Here is a 15,068-nt window from a genome sequence, read left to right as displayed (position 1 = left end):
CGGCACCTGCAAATCATCGGCACGGTCATGAAACCCCGCACGCAGCCGGAAAAGCACGCCATGATGCAGCACTCGTCCGGAAGATTCGCCGTAACACACCCGAAGCGTTCAAGGATGAACATTCGTTCATCGAAAACATGATTGGGAGCGTCTAGTCTGCGGGTTACGACATAGTGACTACAGGAGTAACCCACCATGTTCTCGCACGAAAGCATCCCGCTGATCATCCTCTTCACCATCCTGCTGCTTGGCGTACTGACTGCCGTCCTCCATCCCGTGCATGCGTTCTATAGTTGGCTCCAGAGGCGCAGGGAAAGATCCGCTGCCGAGGCTGCGAGCGAGGCGGATTCGCACTGATGTGCATGACTGGCCCGGAGGAATTCGGGCCTTTTTTTGCCTGCTGGCGACAGCACCGGAAACCGCAGTGAACACTATTCGCGCCCTCTCCCCGCTACCCAAGCAAGCCTTCAGCTTGTGATGTCAGTTCTGCGCATTTACACGAAAAAATTGCCGCTTGATTGTCAGGTGGCTTTTTTCCGCCTATCGTGAACAATACCTATACAGAGATACTATCTTCGTACAATAATTTTGGTTACTGATCCGCCATCCCGCGCAAGTCTGCCGCGACAAAGCGAAATTAGACGGCCACAACCCTGTACGCCCGCCTCATGGCGTACAAGAAAGCGTTTCCAGCGCTGTCCCTCGCCCCCCCTCTGCCTCAGGGAGTAAAGCAATGACTCGATTAGTGCTGTTACTGACACTGATACTCAGCATCGCAAGCTGCACCAGCGTGGATGTCAGCCGTTATGCCGATCAACAACCAGCCCTCGATCTGCATCGGTTTTTCAGCCAGCCCGTCAAGGCCTGGGGAATGTTTCAGAAGCGCGGCGGCGAAGTGACCAAGCGTTTCGAAGTCAACATTGTCAGCCGTCGCGAAGGCAACAACCTGATTCTCGACGAGCGCTTTCTGTACAGCGATGGCACCCGCCAACACCGCGTATGGACACTGACGCCCGAGGGCCAGGGACGCTGGAGCGGCCGCGCCGGCGATGTGGTCGGCGTTGCCCAAGGCCAGGTGGCTGGCAATGCATTTCACTGGCGTTATCGGCTGAACGTGCCGGTCGACGACTCGACCTATGAAATGAGCATGGACGACTGGATGTACTTGATGGATGAGGACACGTTGATCAACCGCACCCGCATGTCCAAGTTCGGGGTCGAAGTCGGCCAGGTGACCTTGTTCTTCCGCCGCCAGGGCGCCGGAGCCAATCCGTGAACCGGGCGAACCGGAGCTTGATTGAATGAACATCACCCGCCGCTTGTGCCTGGTCCTGGGCGACCAGTTGTCCTTCGACCTGGCTTCTTTACAGGCACTCGACATTGAGCGCGATACGGTGCTGCTGGTCGAGGTCATGGAAGAAGCCAGCCATGTGCCCCACCACCCTCAAAAGATTGCTCTGATCTTCAGCGCCATGCGCCATTTCGCTCAGGCATTGCGAGACCAAGGCATACGTGTTGAATACGTCACCCTGGATGACCCGGAAAACAGCGGCTCGGTGCCGGGAGAGCTGCATCGCTGGCAAGCGCTGTTGCAGGCCGAGCAAGTGCACATCACCGAGTGTGGCGACTGGCGGCTGGAGCATTCGATCAAGGAATGCGGTTTGCCCATCCACTGGCACGCCGATGCGCGTTTTCTGTGCAGTCGCGAAGAATTTGCCGCATGGGCCGAGGGCAAGAAACAGCTGCGCATGGAGTTTTTCTACCGTGAGATGCGTCGCAAGAGCCGCTTGCTGCTCAATGGCGACGGTTCACCAGTGGGTGGCGCGTGGAATTTCGATGCCGAGAACCGCAAGGCGTTGCCCAAAGGCGTGAAAGCCCCCTACCCGGCACGCTTCAATAACGACGCCATCACCCGCGATGTGCTGGCACTGGTCAAGGCGCACTTCAGCCAGCACTACGGCGCGCTCGATGACTTCAACTATCCCGTCACCCATGCCGATGCACAGGCACTGTGGGCGTACTTTCTTGATTATGGCCTGGCGGGGTTTGGCGATTACCAGGACGCCATGGCCAGTGACGAGCCGTTCCTGTTTCATGCGCGCATCAGTGCGGCGCTCAACATCGGCCTGCTGGATCTGCGGCAGCTGTGCAGTGATGTGGAATCCGCGTACTGGGCCGGCAGCGTTGCGCTCAATGCCGCCGAAGGCTTCATTCGGCAACTGATTGGCTGGCGGGAATATGTGCGGGGCGTGTACTGGCTGAGAATGCCGGATTACGCGCTGGGCAATTCGTTCGGCAACAGCCGGCCACTGCCTGAGTTCTACTGGACGGGTGACACCCAGATGAACTGCATGCGCCAAGCCATCGGGCAAAGCTTGCAGCACGCCTACGCCCATCACATTCAGCGGCTGATGGTCACCGGCAACTTCGCCCTGCTCGCCGGCATCGCGCCGAGCCAGATCTGCGAGTGGTATCTGGCGATCTACATGGACGCCTTTGACTGGGTCGAGCTGCCCAATACGCTGGGCATGGTGATGCACGCCGACGGCGGTTATCTCGGTTCCAAACCCTATTGCGCCAGCGGCCAGTACATCAATCGCATGTCGGATTACTGCCACGGTTGCGTGTACAAGGTCAGCGAAAGCACGGCCGACAATGCCTGTCCGTTCAACGCGCTGTATTGGCATTTTTTGATGCGCCACGGTGAGCGGCTGCGCGGCAATCAGCGCATGGCCATGATGTACAAGAACCTTGACCGCATGCCGGAAGCAAAGCAACAGGCACTCTGGCAACGTGGCCAGGCACTGTTGGCGCGCCTGGATAACGGCGAATCGATTTAAAAAAGGGTTCGCCCGAAGCGACCTTGTTTCATCAGTGAAACTTAACGACGACGCAACCTGTCAACGGATGAGCAACCACAGCGCCACACCGCTTCGCGCTGATGATGGCACCTGACGGGCATACCCGCCCCATGAAAAACCTGACCAAGAAGGTGAGATGGACACCCTCAAACACCTTAGTCGTGAAGCGCTCGAGTCCGAGGTCAAGCGATTACGCGCCGCGCTGTCTGGCAATGAGGCCGACACGGAGCAACGTGTGGCGGCTGCGCTGCACGCCAGTCGCACCGCCCTCGCCCGCAGTGAGGAACGCTATCGACTGGCCGTCATGGCCACCAGCGATGCGGTGTGGGACTGGGACCTGCAAACCAACCAGATCATCTGGAACCAGGCGTTGCAACAGGCGTACGGTTTCCCGCTGGAGAACGTTGATCCCAGTGGTGACTGGCGGTTCGCCCGGATCCATCCGCAGGATCAGGCGCGGGTGCAGGCATCGATCCGCGCCGCCATCGATGGCGACGGCACGACATGGAGCGCGGAGTATCGGTTCTGCTGTCAGGACGGCTCCTACGCCGAGGTGCTCGATCGCGGCCACCTGATCCGCAATCCCGCCGGCCAGGCCGAACGCATGATTGGCGCGATGCTTGACCTGACCCGCTCGCGCAGTGCCGAAACGGCGCTGCGCCAGAGTGAGGAACGCTTCAGTACTATCCTGGAAACCATCGAGTCAGCGTTCGCTATCGTCAAAGTCAAATTCGACGCCAGCGACGAGCCTGTCGACTACTACTTCGTCGAGGCCAACCCGGCGTTCGAGCGCCAGTGCGGGGTCAACCTGCGCGGTAAATGGGTCACCGAGTTCGCGCCCAATCTGGAGCGCTTCTGGTTCGAAACCTACGGCCACGTGGCCAAGACCGGCGAGCCGGCGAACTTCGAGAATTACGCCAATACGTTTGAGCGCTGGTTCGATGTGCGTGCGGTGCGGGTCGGTGACCCGGCCGACCGGCAGATCGCGATCCTGTTCAACGACGTCACCGAGCGGCGCGCGGCAGAGGACCGCTTGCGAGCCAGTGAGGCGATCGCCCGGGAAAACGTCGAGCGCGTGCAACTGGCGCTCGCGGCCGGCGCCATTATCGGCACCTGGCACTGGGACCTGCTCACCGACCGTTTTGCCATCGACGAAGGCTTCGCCCAGGTGTTCAATCTCGACCCGGCACTGGGGCGTGAAGGCTTAAGCCTCGAACAAGTCATCACCAGCGTGCACCCCGACGACCGCGATAGCCTGACCACGGCCATCGACGAAGCCATTGGCCGCGGTGGCGCCTATTCCCATCAGTACCGCGTGCGCCGCGCGGATGGCAGATACCAGTGGATCGAAGCTAACGGGCGCGTTGAGTGTGCAGATGACGGAGTTCCCCTGCGCTTTCCCGGCGTGCTGATCGACGTCGAGGAGCGGCGCACCGTCGAGGCGGAGCGCGACCGGGCTATTGCCGCGTTGCGTTCGCTCAACGACACCCTTGAACAACGAGTGTCATCGCGCACCGCCGAGTTAATGCAGGCAGAGGAAAAACTGCGTCAATCGCAGAAGATGGAAGCGGTCGGCCAACTGACGGGAGGCCTCGCTCACGATTTCAACAACTTGTTGGCCGGCATTTCCGGCGCGCTGGAATTGATGGGTGCGCGGATCAACCAGGGCCGTTTGAACGAAGTCGACAAGTACATGGTGACCGCACAGGGCGCGGTCAAGCGCGCCGCCGCCCTCACCCACCGCCTGCTGGCCTTCTCCAGACGCCAGACCCTCGATCCACGACCAACCGACGTCAACACACTGATGACGGGCATGACCGAACTGATCCAGCGATCGGTGGGCCCGAGCATTCTACTGGAAACCATTGGCTCGCCGGTGCTCTGGCCAACACTGGTCGATGCCAGTCAACTGGAAAACGCGCTGCTCAACCTGTGCATCAACGCCCGCGATGCGATGCCCGATGGCGGACGCATCACCATCGAGACGGCCAATCGCATCATCGACACCGAGATCGCCGGCGCGCTGGACATGCCCGAGGGCGAGTATGTGTGCCTGTGCGTGACCGATACCGGCACCGGGATGTCGGCCGATGTCATCGCCAAGGCCTTCGACCCGTTCTTCACCACCAAGCCGCTGGGCCAGGGCACCGGGCTGGGCTTGTCGATGATCTACGGGTTCGCCAAACAGTCCGGTGGCCAGGTGCGCGTGCATTCTCAGGTCGATCGGGGCACCACAATGTGCATTTATCTGCCTCGTCACAGTGGTAATCCCTTGCAGGGCCACGATGACAAGCACATCGCACCGGCGATGGTGCCCAAGGCCAGCGAAACCATTCTGGTGGTGGACGACGAACCGACGGTGCGCGCGCTGGTGGCCGACGTGCTTGGCGATCTCGGCTACAACTTGCTCGAGGCGGGCGACAGTGTTGCCGGGTTGAAGGTGTTGCAATCGAACGTGCACATCGACCTGCTGATCACAGACGTCGGTCTGCCGGGTGGCATGAACGGTCGGCAACTGGCCGATGCCGGCCGGGAGATCCGCCCGAACCTGACGACCCTCTTCATTACCGGTTACGCGGAAAACGCAGTGATCGGCGCCGGCCAACTGGGTCCCGGCATGCAGGTGCTGACCAAGCCCTTCGCGGTCGACACGCTGGTGGCGCGGGTCAGTGAACTGATGTGCTCAAGATCCGAATGAACGACCGCTGCGGCGTGCGGCCAAGGAGTATGAAATGGTGACTTTCCTGATTTTTCTGATCGCGTGCGGTGCGGCCGCAACCACCGGCATGGTTTTCAAGCCCGGCCAATGGTACGCGCAACTCAACAAACCGACGTTCACGCCGCCCAACTGGGTGTTTCCGGTGGCCTGGACGACGATCTATCTGCTGCTGGCCTGGGTTGGCTATCGCTTGACCCTGATTCCCGGCAGCGAACAGGTGCTGGCATTGTGGGCGGCGCAGATTGCGCTGAACACGCTGTGGACGCCGGTGTTTTTCGGTGCGCAGCGGATCGTTGCCGCGATGATCATCCTCGTACTGTTGTGGCTGGTCGTCGCAGCGATGGTGGTCCTGGCCTTGCGCCTGGATGTGATCACCGGGTTGATCCTGTTTCCTTATCTGGCCTGGCTGTGTGTCGCTGCGGCGCTTAATTTTTCGATCATGCGCAATAACCGGATTGGTTAGTGTGCGCCCGTCACGAGGATGACGGGCACTTCAACTGGCGCGGGCTACGCCGGCTACCCGTGACCAATCCCGGCGCGCTCGCTGAATTTAACGCTCAGAAATCCACCGTCGCCGACAGCAGATAAGTTCGCGGCGTCGCCAGCGTCAAACCCGGCTCGCTGTCATCCGAAGCCCCGGCGGAGCTCCAGTAACGCTTGTCCGCCACATTCTCCACGTTGGCCCGCAGCGTGATGGTCTTTTCGTCGACCCTGAACGCGTACCGTGCGCCCACATCAAAGCGCTCCCAGGCGTCAATTTCCTTGTTGTTGGACTGATCCAGATACTGCGAGCTGGAATAGATCCCCCGCCCGGTCAATGTCAGCCCCTGCACGTTCGGCACGTCCCACTCGGCGCCCAGGTTGACGTTGTACTTGGGCGTCGCCGGTGCACGATTGCCGTCGAACGTGCCGTTGGTGGTATGGGTCAGTTCACTGTCGATATACATGACGCCACCCAGCAGTCGAAAGCCTTTGAGCGGTTCGCCGAACACAGACAGTTCCACACCGTCGTTCTGCCGTTTGCCGTTGGGGCCGAACACCCGCGTGACGGCATTGGTTTCGTAAGCCGGCTGCTTGATCCGGAACACCGCCGCGGTCAGGCCGAACGAGCCGGCGTCGTACTTGGCGCCCACCTCGACCTGGCGACTGATGAAGGGCGGGAAGATTTCGTCCTCGTTCACAGAGGTCGACGGTGCGATCTTGCCTTGGCTCAAGCCTTCCATGTAATTGGCGTACAGCGACAACCTGTCAGTGGCTTTGAACAGCAGGCCACCCGACGGAGAAACCTTCTCTTCATCGTAAGCCGTGTCGCCCTTGACGTTGTCGGACCAGTCATCAACCCTCACGCGTTGCCAGCGGGCACCAAGCGTCAGCAGCAGGCGGTCATCGAAGAAACCCAGGGTGTCGGCCAACGCCACGCCGCTGAAGCGGTTCTCGGTGTAGACCTCGGGGTCCTGTCGTGTTGGACGCACCGGTGTCGGCGTTTCCACCGGGTGATAGAGATTGCTCGGAGCCGCTGCGTAACGCGCGCCACCGTTTTCGAAGTCCATGTAGAAATAGCTGGCGGCCAGATTGATCTCGTGGCTCACGGGTCCGGTGTGAAACCAGTTGCGCACACCGGCCGTTGCCGTACGGACGTTTTCGTCACGGGTGAAATCCCGGGGCTGGACGCTGAAGTCTCCCGCATTGTTGGTCACCGAAACCGCGTGCCGAAGAAAATCGTGATTGCTTTTACGTGCGCCGACACCGCCGTACACCATCGTCGAATCGTTGACATCGAATTCGGCGTTGACCGTACCGAACGTATCCTTGGTACGCGCCTTGCTCCAGGGTTGCGCGTAGTTATGGCGCACATCACTGGCGCTCGGGATCCGCGCATTGGCGCCCACCTGAACACGCTCCTGCGGCGCATCGGTGTCACGTTCAGTGTGCCCGACATCAGTCGAGAGGCGCAGGCGCTCACCGCGAAAGTCCAGACCCAGCACCGCCATGTCACGATCGACACGTTGATGATCCCACTCGGTATCGCCGGATTGTTTCACGCCGTTGAAGCGCAGGCCGAACTGATTGTCTTCGCCAAACCGCCGGCCGACATCCACCGCGCCGCCGACCTGGTTGTTCGACGCGTAGTTGGCGGTCAATGAGGTGATCGGCGTGTCGGCCGCGCGTTTTGGCACGACGTTGATGCCGCCACCGACGCTGCCGCGCGGAGAGATACCGTTGATGAGTTGACTCGGGCCCTTGAGGATGTCGACGCGATCGGCCATTTCCATGTCGATCGTGTACGTCGGCAGCACGCCGTAGAGGCCGTTGTAGGCGACATCGCTGTTGAAGAGGCTGAAACCGCGAATGGTGAATTGCTCGTAGCGGCCGCCGGCCGGGTTGGTTGCGCGGACGGAGGGATCGCTGGCGATCAGATCGCCCAGGGTACGCGCCTGCTGATTCTTCACCGCCTCGCTGGTGTAGGTAGTCATGCTGAACGGTGTTTCCATGAAATCCCGCGAGCCCAGCAAACCTTGCGAACCCCTTCGCGCCACCTGGCCGCCGGCGAATACATCCCCTCCACCTGCGTCCTGGGTCCCAAGAATTGAGGTCGGCGCCAGTTGCAGGCTGCCGCCTTGAGGTGCCGGCACCAGAATGTAGGCTTGCTCGCCCACCGGTTGCAGTTGCAGGCCCGAGCCCGACAGCAGTCGGGCGAAGCCTTCTTCCACCCCGAAATCACCGGCCAGCCCCGAACTGCTGCGCCCGCTGACCAGCGCCGGGTCCACTGACAGATTGACGCCGGCCAGTCCCGCGAAACGGGTCAACGCGGCACTCAGGCTGCCGGCCGGCACTTGATAACTACGACGGGCGTCGTCGGCCCGGCTCTCGGACATCAACAACGGGCTGGTACTCAGACTCAGCATCAGGCTCAACTGCAACAATGGACGCATACGGCTGGGAAATACTGCGGACATGGGGAGAAGCTCTCGTTTTCAGTTCACTTGACTGAAATGACCAGCGAGGAGAAAAAAAGGGACAGGCTTCAACCGATATTTTTCCGTGGCACCAAAGTGACCCAGTAACGCGTACGAGATTGCACGTCCAGCGGCAAGCTCGCGGCCAGCAGGGCCAACACGCGATCGGTGTTGTCGAGACGGAAACTGCCAGTGACACGCAGGGTTTCCAGCGCCGGATCCCAGCGCAGCAATCCGGATCGATACCGGCCCAGCTCACGCAGAAAATCCCCAAGCGGCTGGTTTTGCGCCATCAGAACACCGCTGCGCCAGTCCGGCAGCATGGCGTCGAACGTGCCAATCGGGCCAGCACCACTGGCTTGCAGGCTGATCCGTTGCCCCGCATGCAAGGTCAATCCCGGCCCTTGCAGGGGTTGCAGCTGCACAGCCCCGCTGACCACCGCAACCTGACAAGTGCGCTCGTCGAGCCGCACGCAGACTTCACTGCCGCTGACCGTGATCCGACCATATGGCGAGCGGATCGCCAATGGCGCGCTGCCCGACACCCTGAGCGCCATTTCACCGCGCACCAGGGTTAACTGACGGGCCGCGAGATCGACGTTCAGCGCACTGTCGGTATTGAGCTGCAGCGAGCTGCCATCGGCCAGCGGCCATTTTTTGCGTTCACCAGTACCGGTGTGCAAATCGGCGCGCCAGACATCCAGCGGCAATTGACGACCGATCAGCCAGGCCGCTGGCGCCAGTGCGGCAACACCGAGCATGCGTTTGAGCGCTGCACGCCGTGCGGGGTCTGGTCGGTCCAGGGTGGCCATCGCCAGCGCCGGGGGCAGTTCGCAGAAGCGTTGACGCAACAGTTGGGCTTTTTGCCAGGCGTTTTCGTGACTGCTGTGACTGTTACGCCACGTTTGCAATCGGGCGTGATCGGCGTCCGTCGCCTCGCCGGATTCAAACAACGCCAGCCAGTGTGCAGCGGCCCGTGCGACCTCGCGGGCCTCGCTCGACGGTGCCGTGCGCATTACATGTCCACCAGCAGACAGTGTTCGTAAGCCTGGGCCATGTAGCGCTTGACGGTGCGTTCGGACACTTGCAGGCGTTCGGCAATTTCGCGGTAGCCCAGGCCTTCGAGCTGACTCCACAGAAATGCCCGGCGTACGGCGCGCGGCAGACCATCGAGCAATTCATCGAGCGCCTGTAGGGTTTCCAGCAGAATCCAGCGCTGCTCCGGGGACGGCACGCAGTCTTCAGGGAGCTGTGCCAGAGCATTCAGATAGGCCTGCTCGAGGCTGCGCCGGGTGTAGAAATTGCTCAGCAGGCGCTTGCCGACCGTCAGCAGATAGGCGCGGGGCTCACGCATATCGACGAGCGCTTGCGAACTGCCGAGCACCCGCAGAAACGTATCCTGACTCAGGTCAGCGGCATCCCACGCATTGCCCATGCGTCGGCGCAGCCAGTTTTCCAGCCAGCCTCGATGATCGCGATACAGGTCGTGCAGGCTGTGTTCCGGTGGCTTGGCCGCTTCAATCATCTCAACAGATCCTGCCTGAAGGATACAAATGAGAGTGATTCTAATTAATATGATGAAGTGAAACCACGTTCTTTTCCGGCGATTTCAAGCATGCACCTGTCAGGGGGCCGACGAGCGCTTCAACGTCTCGCTCGGCAACTCCTTGAACAACGCTCGATAACTGCTTGAAAAACGTCCCAAATGCCAGAACGACCAGTTCATCGCCACTTCCGCCACGGTGGTCTCTGCAGGCGAACGCTTGAGCAATTCACGCCGCGCACTGTTGAGCCTGCGCAACCGTAGCCAGTGGCTCGGCGACATCCCCGTATAGGCCTTGAAGGTCTGCTGCAACTGGCGCAGGGAAACCCCGGCGACCCGCGCTAACTCGAGCAGATTGAGGGTTTCTTCCGGCGAATCCGCTGCCCACTCGCCCACACGTTTGAGGGTGATTCGCTCTTCGGCGCGCCGCTGCAAGCCACCGCCGTCCAGGCACACGCTCGCGTTGTCGAGGATGAACAGGCAGTCCTCCAGCAACTGCTGGGTCAGCGCTTCTTTGCTTGGCTGATCAAGGGTTTGCGATAACTTCGTGAGAGTGGAGCTTAACCAGCGGCTGAACAATCCATTCTGCGCGCCATTGAGCGGCGCCATGAACAGACCTTCCAGCCTGGCCACGTCCAGGCCATTGCGCTGGACGAAATCCGGGCCGAACACCACGGCGATTTCCTGGTAGTTCTCCGGGGTGATCCAGATGTTGCGGCTTTCTTCATTGAGCAGATAGAGCGCGTTGTCGCTGCGATCGAAACAGAACGCCAGCGCCCCTTGCGGCGCGCTGAAATTCTGCTCGACCCGGGTGTTCATCTGTTCTTCGTAAACCTCGACACCCTGCAAATCCAGATAGCGGATCTGCCCGGCGAAATGCCCCGGCGACATCTGCTGGTAATGCTGAACCCAACCCGGCGTGGCGCGGATCTGTTCGCTGACATCGGCGGTGTTGAACGCTTGAACCTGTAGCGGATTACACGTTGTCATGGGAGACCTTGCGCACTCTTTTGGTGCGCTTTGGTGCTGCTGAAAGTGGATAGATGGAACAACAAGGCCCGCCCAAGATAGTCGTCAACGCGCCACAGGGGAAGCCTGCGAAAGATGAAATCGCGTTCCCCCGCGTCAACAAAACCAACGACGAGGTCTTTATGAATGCCCCTTTCGATCAGCTGTTCACATGGCTGAAAGATCACAAGATTACCGAAGTGGAATGCGTGGTCAGCGACCTGACCGGCATCGCCCGCGGCAAGATCGCACCGACCAACAAGTTCCTGCATGAGCGAGGCATGCGCCTGCCGGAAAGTGTGCTGCTGCAAACGGTAACCGGGGATTTTGTCGACGACGACATCTACTACGACCTGCTCGACCCGGCCGACATCGACATGGTCTGCAAACCGGTGAGCGACGCGGTGTACGTGATCCCGTGGGCCATCGAGCCCACGGCCATCGTGATCCACGACACCTTCGACAAGTTCGGCAACCCGATCGAACTGTCGCCGCGCAACGTGTTGAAGAAAGTCCTGCAGCTGTACACCGACAAAGGCTGGAAGCCGATCGTGGCGCCGGAAATGGAGTTCTACCTGACCCAGCGCTGCGAAGACCCGGACTTGCCATTGAAGGCACCGCTGGGGCGCTCCGGTCGCGCCGAAAGCGGTCGTCAGTCGTTCTCCATCGACGCGGCCAACGAATTCGATCCGCTGTTCGAAGATGTCTACGACTGGTGCGAACTGCAAGGTCTGGATCTGGACACGCTGATCCACGAAGACGGCCCGGCACAGATGGAAATCAACTTCCGCCACGGCGATGCACTGGATCTGGCCGACCAGATCACCGTGTTCAAACGCACCCTGCGTGAAGCGGCGCTCAAGCACAACGTCACCGCAACCTTCATGGCCAAGCCGATCGGCGATGAGCCCGGCAGTGCCATGCACCTGCACCAGAGCGTGGTCGAGATCGCCAGCGGCCAACCGATTTTCGCCAACGCCGATGGCAGCATGAGCGACCTGTTCCGCCATCACATCGGCGGCCTGCAGAAGTACATCCCGAAAGTGCTGCCGATGTTCGCGCCGAACGTGAACTCGTTCCGCCGCTTCCTGCCGGACACCTCGGCACCGGTCAACGTCGAATGGGGCGAAGAAAACCGCACCGTCGGCCTGCGTGTACCGACCTCCGGGCCCGAGGCGATGCGGGTTGAAAACCGTCTGCCGGGCGCCGACGCCAACCCTTACCTGGCCATCGCAGCGAGCCTGCTGTGCGGCTACATCGGCATGGTCGAAGGCATCGAACCGAGCGCCGCTGTCGAAGGCCGGGCATACGAGCGGCGCAACCTGCGCCTGCCGATCACCATCGAAGAAGCCCTTACCCAAATGGAAGAGTGCGACACCGTCGCGCAATACCTGGGCAGCAAGTTCGTGCGCGGCTACGTCGCGGTGAAACGCGCCGAACATGAAAACTTCAAGCGCGTGATCAGTTCATGGGAGCGGGAGTTCCTGTTGCTGAGCGTTTAACCCAAACAAAAACAACCAACCCAACGATCGTTCCCACGCTCCGCGTGGGAAGATCAATCGAAGAGGTGTCGATATGCGTCTGTTGAAATCCCTGATTCCCGCCGCTCTGGCCCTGGCGTGCAGTGCCGGTGCCCTCGCCCAACCCCAGGTCAGCGTCTACAACTGGACCGATTACATCGGCGAAACCACCCTCGCCGACTTCCAGTCCTCCAGCGGGATCAAGGTGATCTACGACGTTTTCGACTCCAATGAAACCCTCGAAGGCAAACTGCTTGCCGGGCGCACCGGGTATGACGTGGTGGTGCCGTCCAACCACTTCCTCGCCCGTCAGGTAAAGGCCGGCGCGTTCCTCAAACTGGACCGCTCGCAACTGCCGAACTGGAAAAACCTCGACCCGAAACTGCTGGCCCTGCTTGAGAAAAACGATCCGGGCAACGAGCACTCAGTGCCGTACCTGTGGGGCACCAACGGCATCGGCTACAACGTCGACAAGGTCAAGCAGGTGCTGGGCATCGATCACATCGACTCCTGGGCCGTGCTGTTCGAACCGGAGAACCTGAAGAAACTCAGCCAGTGCGGTGTGTCGATGATGGACTCGGCCGATGAAGTGTTCCCGGCGATCCTCAACTACATGGGCATGGACCCGCGCAGCGAGAAACCCGAAGACTACAAGAAGGCCGAAGAGAAACTGCTGAGCATCCGGCCGTACATCACCTATTTCCACTCCTCGAAGTACGTGTCCGACCTGGCCAACGGCGACATCTGCGTGGCCTTCGGTTATTCCGGCGACGTGTTCCAGGCCGCCAACCGCGCCAAGGAAGCCAAGAACGGCGTGAACATCGCGTACTCGATTCCCAAGGAAGGCGCGAACCTGTGGTTCGACCTGCTGGCGATTCCCGCCGATGCCGGCAACACCCGGGAAGCCCACGCCTTCATCAATTACCTGCTTGATCCGCAAGTGATCGCCAAGGTCAGCGCCTCGGTCGGCTACGCCAACCCGAACCCGGCGGCCAAGCAATACATGGATCCCGAGCTGGTCAACAATCCCGAGGTCTACCCACCCCAGGAAGTCCTCGACAAGCTCTACATCTCCTCTACCCCGCCCCAGTCGATCATGCGTCTGATGACCCGGTCCTGGAGCAAAGTGAAGTCGAACAAATGAATCAGTACACCCAGGAACACGCCCACTCCTATTACGCCGCGTCGGCCCGGGCCAGCACCCCCTATCCGGAGCTGACGGGTGATCTGATCGCCGACGTCTGCGTGATCGGCGGCGGTTTCACCGGCGTCAACACGGCAATCGAACTGGCGCAGCGCGGGCTTTCGGTGATTCTGCTTGAAGCCCGGCGCATCGGCTGGGGCGCCAGCGGGCGCAATGGCGGGCAGTTGATTCGCGGGATCGGCCATGACGTGGAAGGTTTCTCACGGCATGTCGGCACTGAAGGCGTGCGCTACCTGAACCGCGCCGGGATCGATTCGGTGGAGCTGGTGCGCCAGCGCATCACCGACAATGGCATCGAGTGCGACCTGCGCTGGGGCTTTTGCGAACTGGCCAACACGCCAGCGCAGTTCGACGCCTTCAAGGCCGAGCAGGACAGCCTGGCGCAACTGGGCTACCGCCATGAAACGCGGCTGGTTGCCCCCGAAGACATCCGCCGGCAGGTGGTGAACGCAGGTGTCTACAAGGGCGGCCTGATCGACATGGGCTCGGGGCATCTGCACCCGCTGGATCTGGTGCAGGGCGAAGCACGGCTGGCAGCCTCACTCGGGGTGCGGATTTTCGAACAGAGCCCGGTGCTGGAAATCCTCCACGGCCCGACCGCTCAAGTGCGCACCAAGGCCGGCACGGTGCGCGCCGGCAGTCTGGTGCTTGGCTGCAACGCGCACCTGGACGAACTCGAACAGCAACTCAGCGGCAAGGTCCTGCCCGCCGGCAGCTATATCATCGCCACTGAACCGCTGTCGGCGGAACGCGCCGCCGAATTGATCCCGCTGAATCTGGCGCTGTGCGACCAGAAAGTCGGCCTCGATTACTACCGGCTCTCGGCGGACCGGCGCTTGCTGTTCGGCGGCGCCTGCCATTATTCAGGACGGGACCCGGCGGACATCGCCGCGTACATGCGACCGAAGATGCTCAAGGTATTCCCGCAACTGGCGGATGTGCGCATCGACTATCAGTGGGGCGGCAAGATCGGCATCACGGCCAACCGTTTCCCGCAGGTCGGCCGACTCAAGCAGCACCCGAACGTGTTCTACGCCCAGGGCTATTCTGGTCACGGCCTCAACGTCACCCACTGGTGCGCCAGGCTGCTGGGCGAAGCGATTCACGCCGGCCACAGTCAGGGCATGGACGTGTTCAGCGGCGTGCCGCACATGACCTTCCCCGGCGGCCCGGCGCTGCGCTCGCCCCTGCTGGCACTGGGCATGTTCTGGTATCGCCTGCGAGAACTGCTGGGATGATGCCGACGGGCTAAAGCG

The 15,068-nt window shown here is 61.1% G+C and carries 12 protein-coding genes; 8 read left to right on the top strand and 4 right to left on the bottom strand.

From position 1 onward, the window contains the following. Nucleotides 1-195: 195 nt before the first annotated feature. The 5 genes from ACKJSM_RS24345 to tspO all read left to right on the top strand — a co-directional run bounded on the left by ACKJSM_RS24345 (nt 196) and on the right by tspO (nt 6,043). Nucleotides 196-357 (top strand): hypothetical protein, encoded by a 162-nt coding sequence (locus ACKJSM_RS24345; protein WP_165369533.1) that lies wholly within the window; start codon nt 196-198, stop codon nt 355-357. A 376-nt stretch (nt 358-733) separates the two neighbouring features. Then, nucleotides 734-1,276: a DUF3833 domain-containing protein gene (locus tag ACKJSM_RS24340; RefSeq protein WP_236179431.1), complete on the top strand. Its 543-nt coding sequence runs from the start codon at nt 734-736 to the stop codon at nt 1,274-1,276. Nucleotides 1,277-1,301: 25 nt separating this feature from the next. After that, a complete protein-coding gene (locus ACKJSM_RS24335) occupies nt 1,302-2,840 on the top strand; it encodes a cryptochrome/photolyase family protein (protein WP_410239103.1) in 1,539 nt (512 codons plus the stop codon). Between the two features lie 157 nt (nt 2,841-2,997). Next, complete coding sequence (locus ACKJSM_RS24330; protein ID WP_410239102.1) at nt 2,998-5,559, top strand: PAS domain-containing protein; 2,562 nt, start codon at nt 2,998-3,000, stop codon at nt 5,557-5,559. 37 nt (nt 5,560-5,596) lie between these two features. Continuing rightward, complete coding sequence (tspO, locus tag ACKJSM_RS24325; RefSeq protein WP_236179668.1) at nt 5,597-6,043, top strand: tryptophan-rich sensory protein TspO; 447 nt, start codon at nt 5,597-5,599, stop codon at nt 6,041-6,043. A gap of 94 nt (nt 6,044-6,137) precedes the next feature. Here tspO and ACKJSM_RS24320 read toward each other — a convergent pair whose 3' ends face one another. The 4 genes from ACKJSM_RS24320 to ACKJSM_RS24305 form a co-directional block, all read right to left on the bottom strand. Then, on the bottom strand, nt 6,138-8,537 hold the full coding sequence (locus ACKJSM_RS24320; protein ID WP_236179420.1) for a TonB-dependent receptor: 2,400 nt from the start codon (nt 8,535-8,537) through the stop codon (nt 6,138-6,140). A gap of 68 nt (nt 8,538-8,605) precedes the next feature. Further along, nucleotides 8,606-9,553 carry a FecR domain-containing protein gene (locus tag ACKJSM_RS24315; RefSeq protein ID WP_410239101.1) on the bottom strand — a complete coding sequence of 316 codons (948 nt, stop codon included), beginning with the start codon at nt 9,551-9,553 and terminating at the stop codon, nt 8,606-8,608. Next, a complete protein-coding gene (locus ACKJSM_RS24310; RefSeq protein WP_108562011.1) occupies nt 9,553-10,062 on the bottom strand; it encodes a sigma-70 family RNA polymerase sigma factor in 510 nt (169 codons plus the stop codon). The genes ACKJSM_RS24315 and ACKJSM_RS24310 overlap by 1 nt, the downstream gene beginning before the upstream one ends. A 99-nt stretch (nt 10,063-10,161) precedes the next feature. Then, complete coding sequence (locus ACKJSM_RS24305) at nt 10,162-11,070, bottom strand: helix-turn-helix domain-containing protein (RefSeq protein WP_410239100.1); 909 nt, start codon at nt 11,068-11,070, stop codon at nt 10,162-10,164. Nucleotides 11,071-11,231: 161 nt separating this feature from the next. Here ACKJSM_RS24305 and ACKJSM_RS24300 point away from each other — a divergent pair, with 161 nt between their 5' ends. The 3 genes from ACKJSM_RS24300 (at nt 11,232) to ACKJSM_RS24290 (ending at nt 15,050) form a co-directional block, all read left to right on the top strand. Next, complete coding sequence (locus ACKJSM_RS24300; protein ID WP_007951306.1) at nt 11,232-12,590, top strand: glutamine synthetase family protein; 1,359 nt, start codon at nt 11,232-11,234, stop codon at nt 12,588-12,590. Between the two features lie 73 nt (nt 12,591-12,663). Beyond that, on the top strand, nt 12,664-13,752 hold the full coding sequence (locus ACKJSM_RS24295; RefSeq protein WP_410239099.1) for a polyamine ABC transporter substrate-binding protein: 1,089 nt from the start codon (nt 12,664-12,666) through the stop codon (nt 13,750-13,752). Next, complete coding sequence (locus ACKJSM_RS24290) at nt 13,749-15,050, top strand: NAD(P)/FAD-dependent oxidoreductase (protein WP_410239098.1); 1,302 nt, start codon at nt 13,749-13,751, stop codon at nt 15,048-15,050. Before ACKJSM_RS24295 ends, ACKJSM_RS24290 begins: the two co-directional genes overlap by 4 nt. Nucleotides 15,051-15,068 lie beyond the last annotated feature (18 nt).

Origin of the sequence: Pseudomonas sp. PHC1 (genome assembly GCF_046487845.1) — a bacterium.
GTDB classification, from domain to species: Bacteria; Pseudomonadota; Gammaproteobacteria; order Pseudomonadales; family Pseudomonadaceae; genus Aquipseudomonas; species Aquipseudomonas sputi.
Note: the sequence above shows the minus strand (reverse complement) of the source record. Positions and strands in the feature narration are given on the sequence as shown.

Bases quoted from the DNA above. Each gene is read 5' to 3' on its own strand.
- ACKJSM_RS24320 (WP_236179420.1), bottom strand. From the start codon at position 8,537: ATGTCCGCAGTATTTCCCAGCCGTATGCGTCCATTGTTGCAGTTGAGC.
- ACKJSM_RS24310 (WP_108562011.1), bottom strand. From the start codon at position 10,062: ATGATTGAAGCGGCCAAGCCACCGGAACACAGCCTGCACGACCTGTAT.
- ACKJSM_RS24305 (WP_410239100.1), bottom strand. From the start codon at position 11,070: ATGACAACGTGTAATCCGCTACAGGTTCAAGCGTTCAACACCGCCGAT.
- ACKJSM_RS24345 (WP_165369533.1), top strand. From the start codon at position 196: ATGTTCTCGCACGAAAGCATCCCGCTGATCATCCTCTTCACCATCCTG.
- ACKJSM_RS24295 (WP_410239099.1), top strand. From the start codon at position 12,664: ATGCGTCTGTTGAAATCCCTGATTCCCGCCGCTCTGGCCCTGGCGTGC.
- ACKJSM_RS24315 (WP_410239101.1), bottom strand. From the start codon at position 9,553: ATGCGCACGGCACCGTCGAGCGAGGCCCGCGAGGTCGCACGGGCCGCT.
- ACKJSM_RS24300 (WP_007951306.1), top strand. From the start codon at position 11,232: ATGAATGCCCCTTTCGATCAGCTGTTCACATGGCTGAAAGATCACAAG.
- ACKJSM_RS24330 (WP_410239102.1), top strand. From the start codon at position 2,998: ATGGACACCCTCAAACACCTTAGTCGTGAAGCGCTCGAGTCCGAGGTC.
- ACKJSM_RS24290 (WP_410239098.1), top strand. From the start codon at position 13,749: ATGAATCAGTACACCCAGGAACACGCCCACTCCTATTACGCCGCGTCG.
- ACKJSM_RS24340 (WP_236179431.1), top strand. From the start codon at position 734: ATGACTCGATTAGTGCTGTTACTGACACTGATACTCAGCATCGCAAGC.
- ACKJSM_RS24335 (WP_410239103.1), top strand. From the start codon at position 1,302: ATGAACATCACCCGCCGCTTGTGCCTGGTCCTGGGCGACCAGTTGTCC.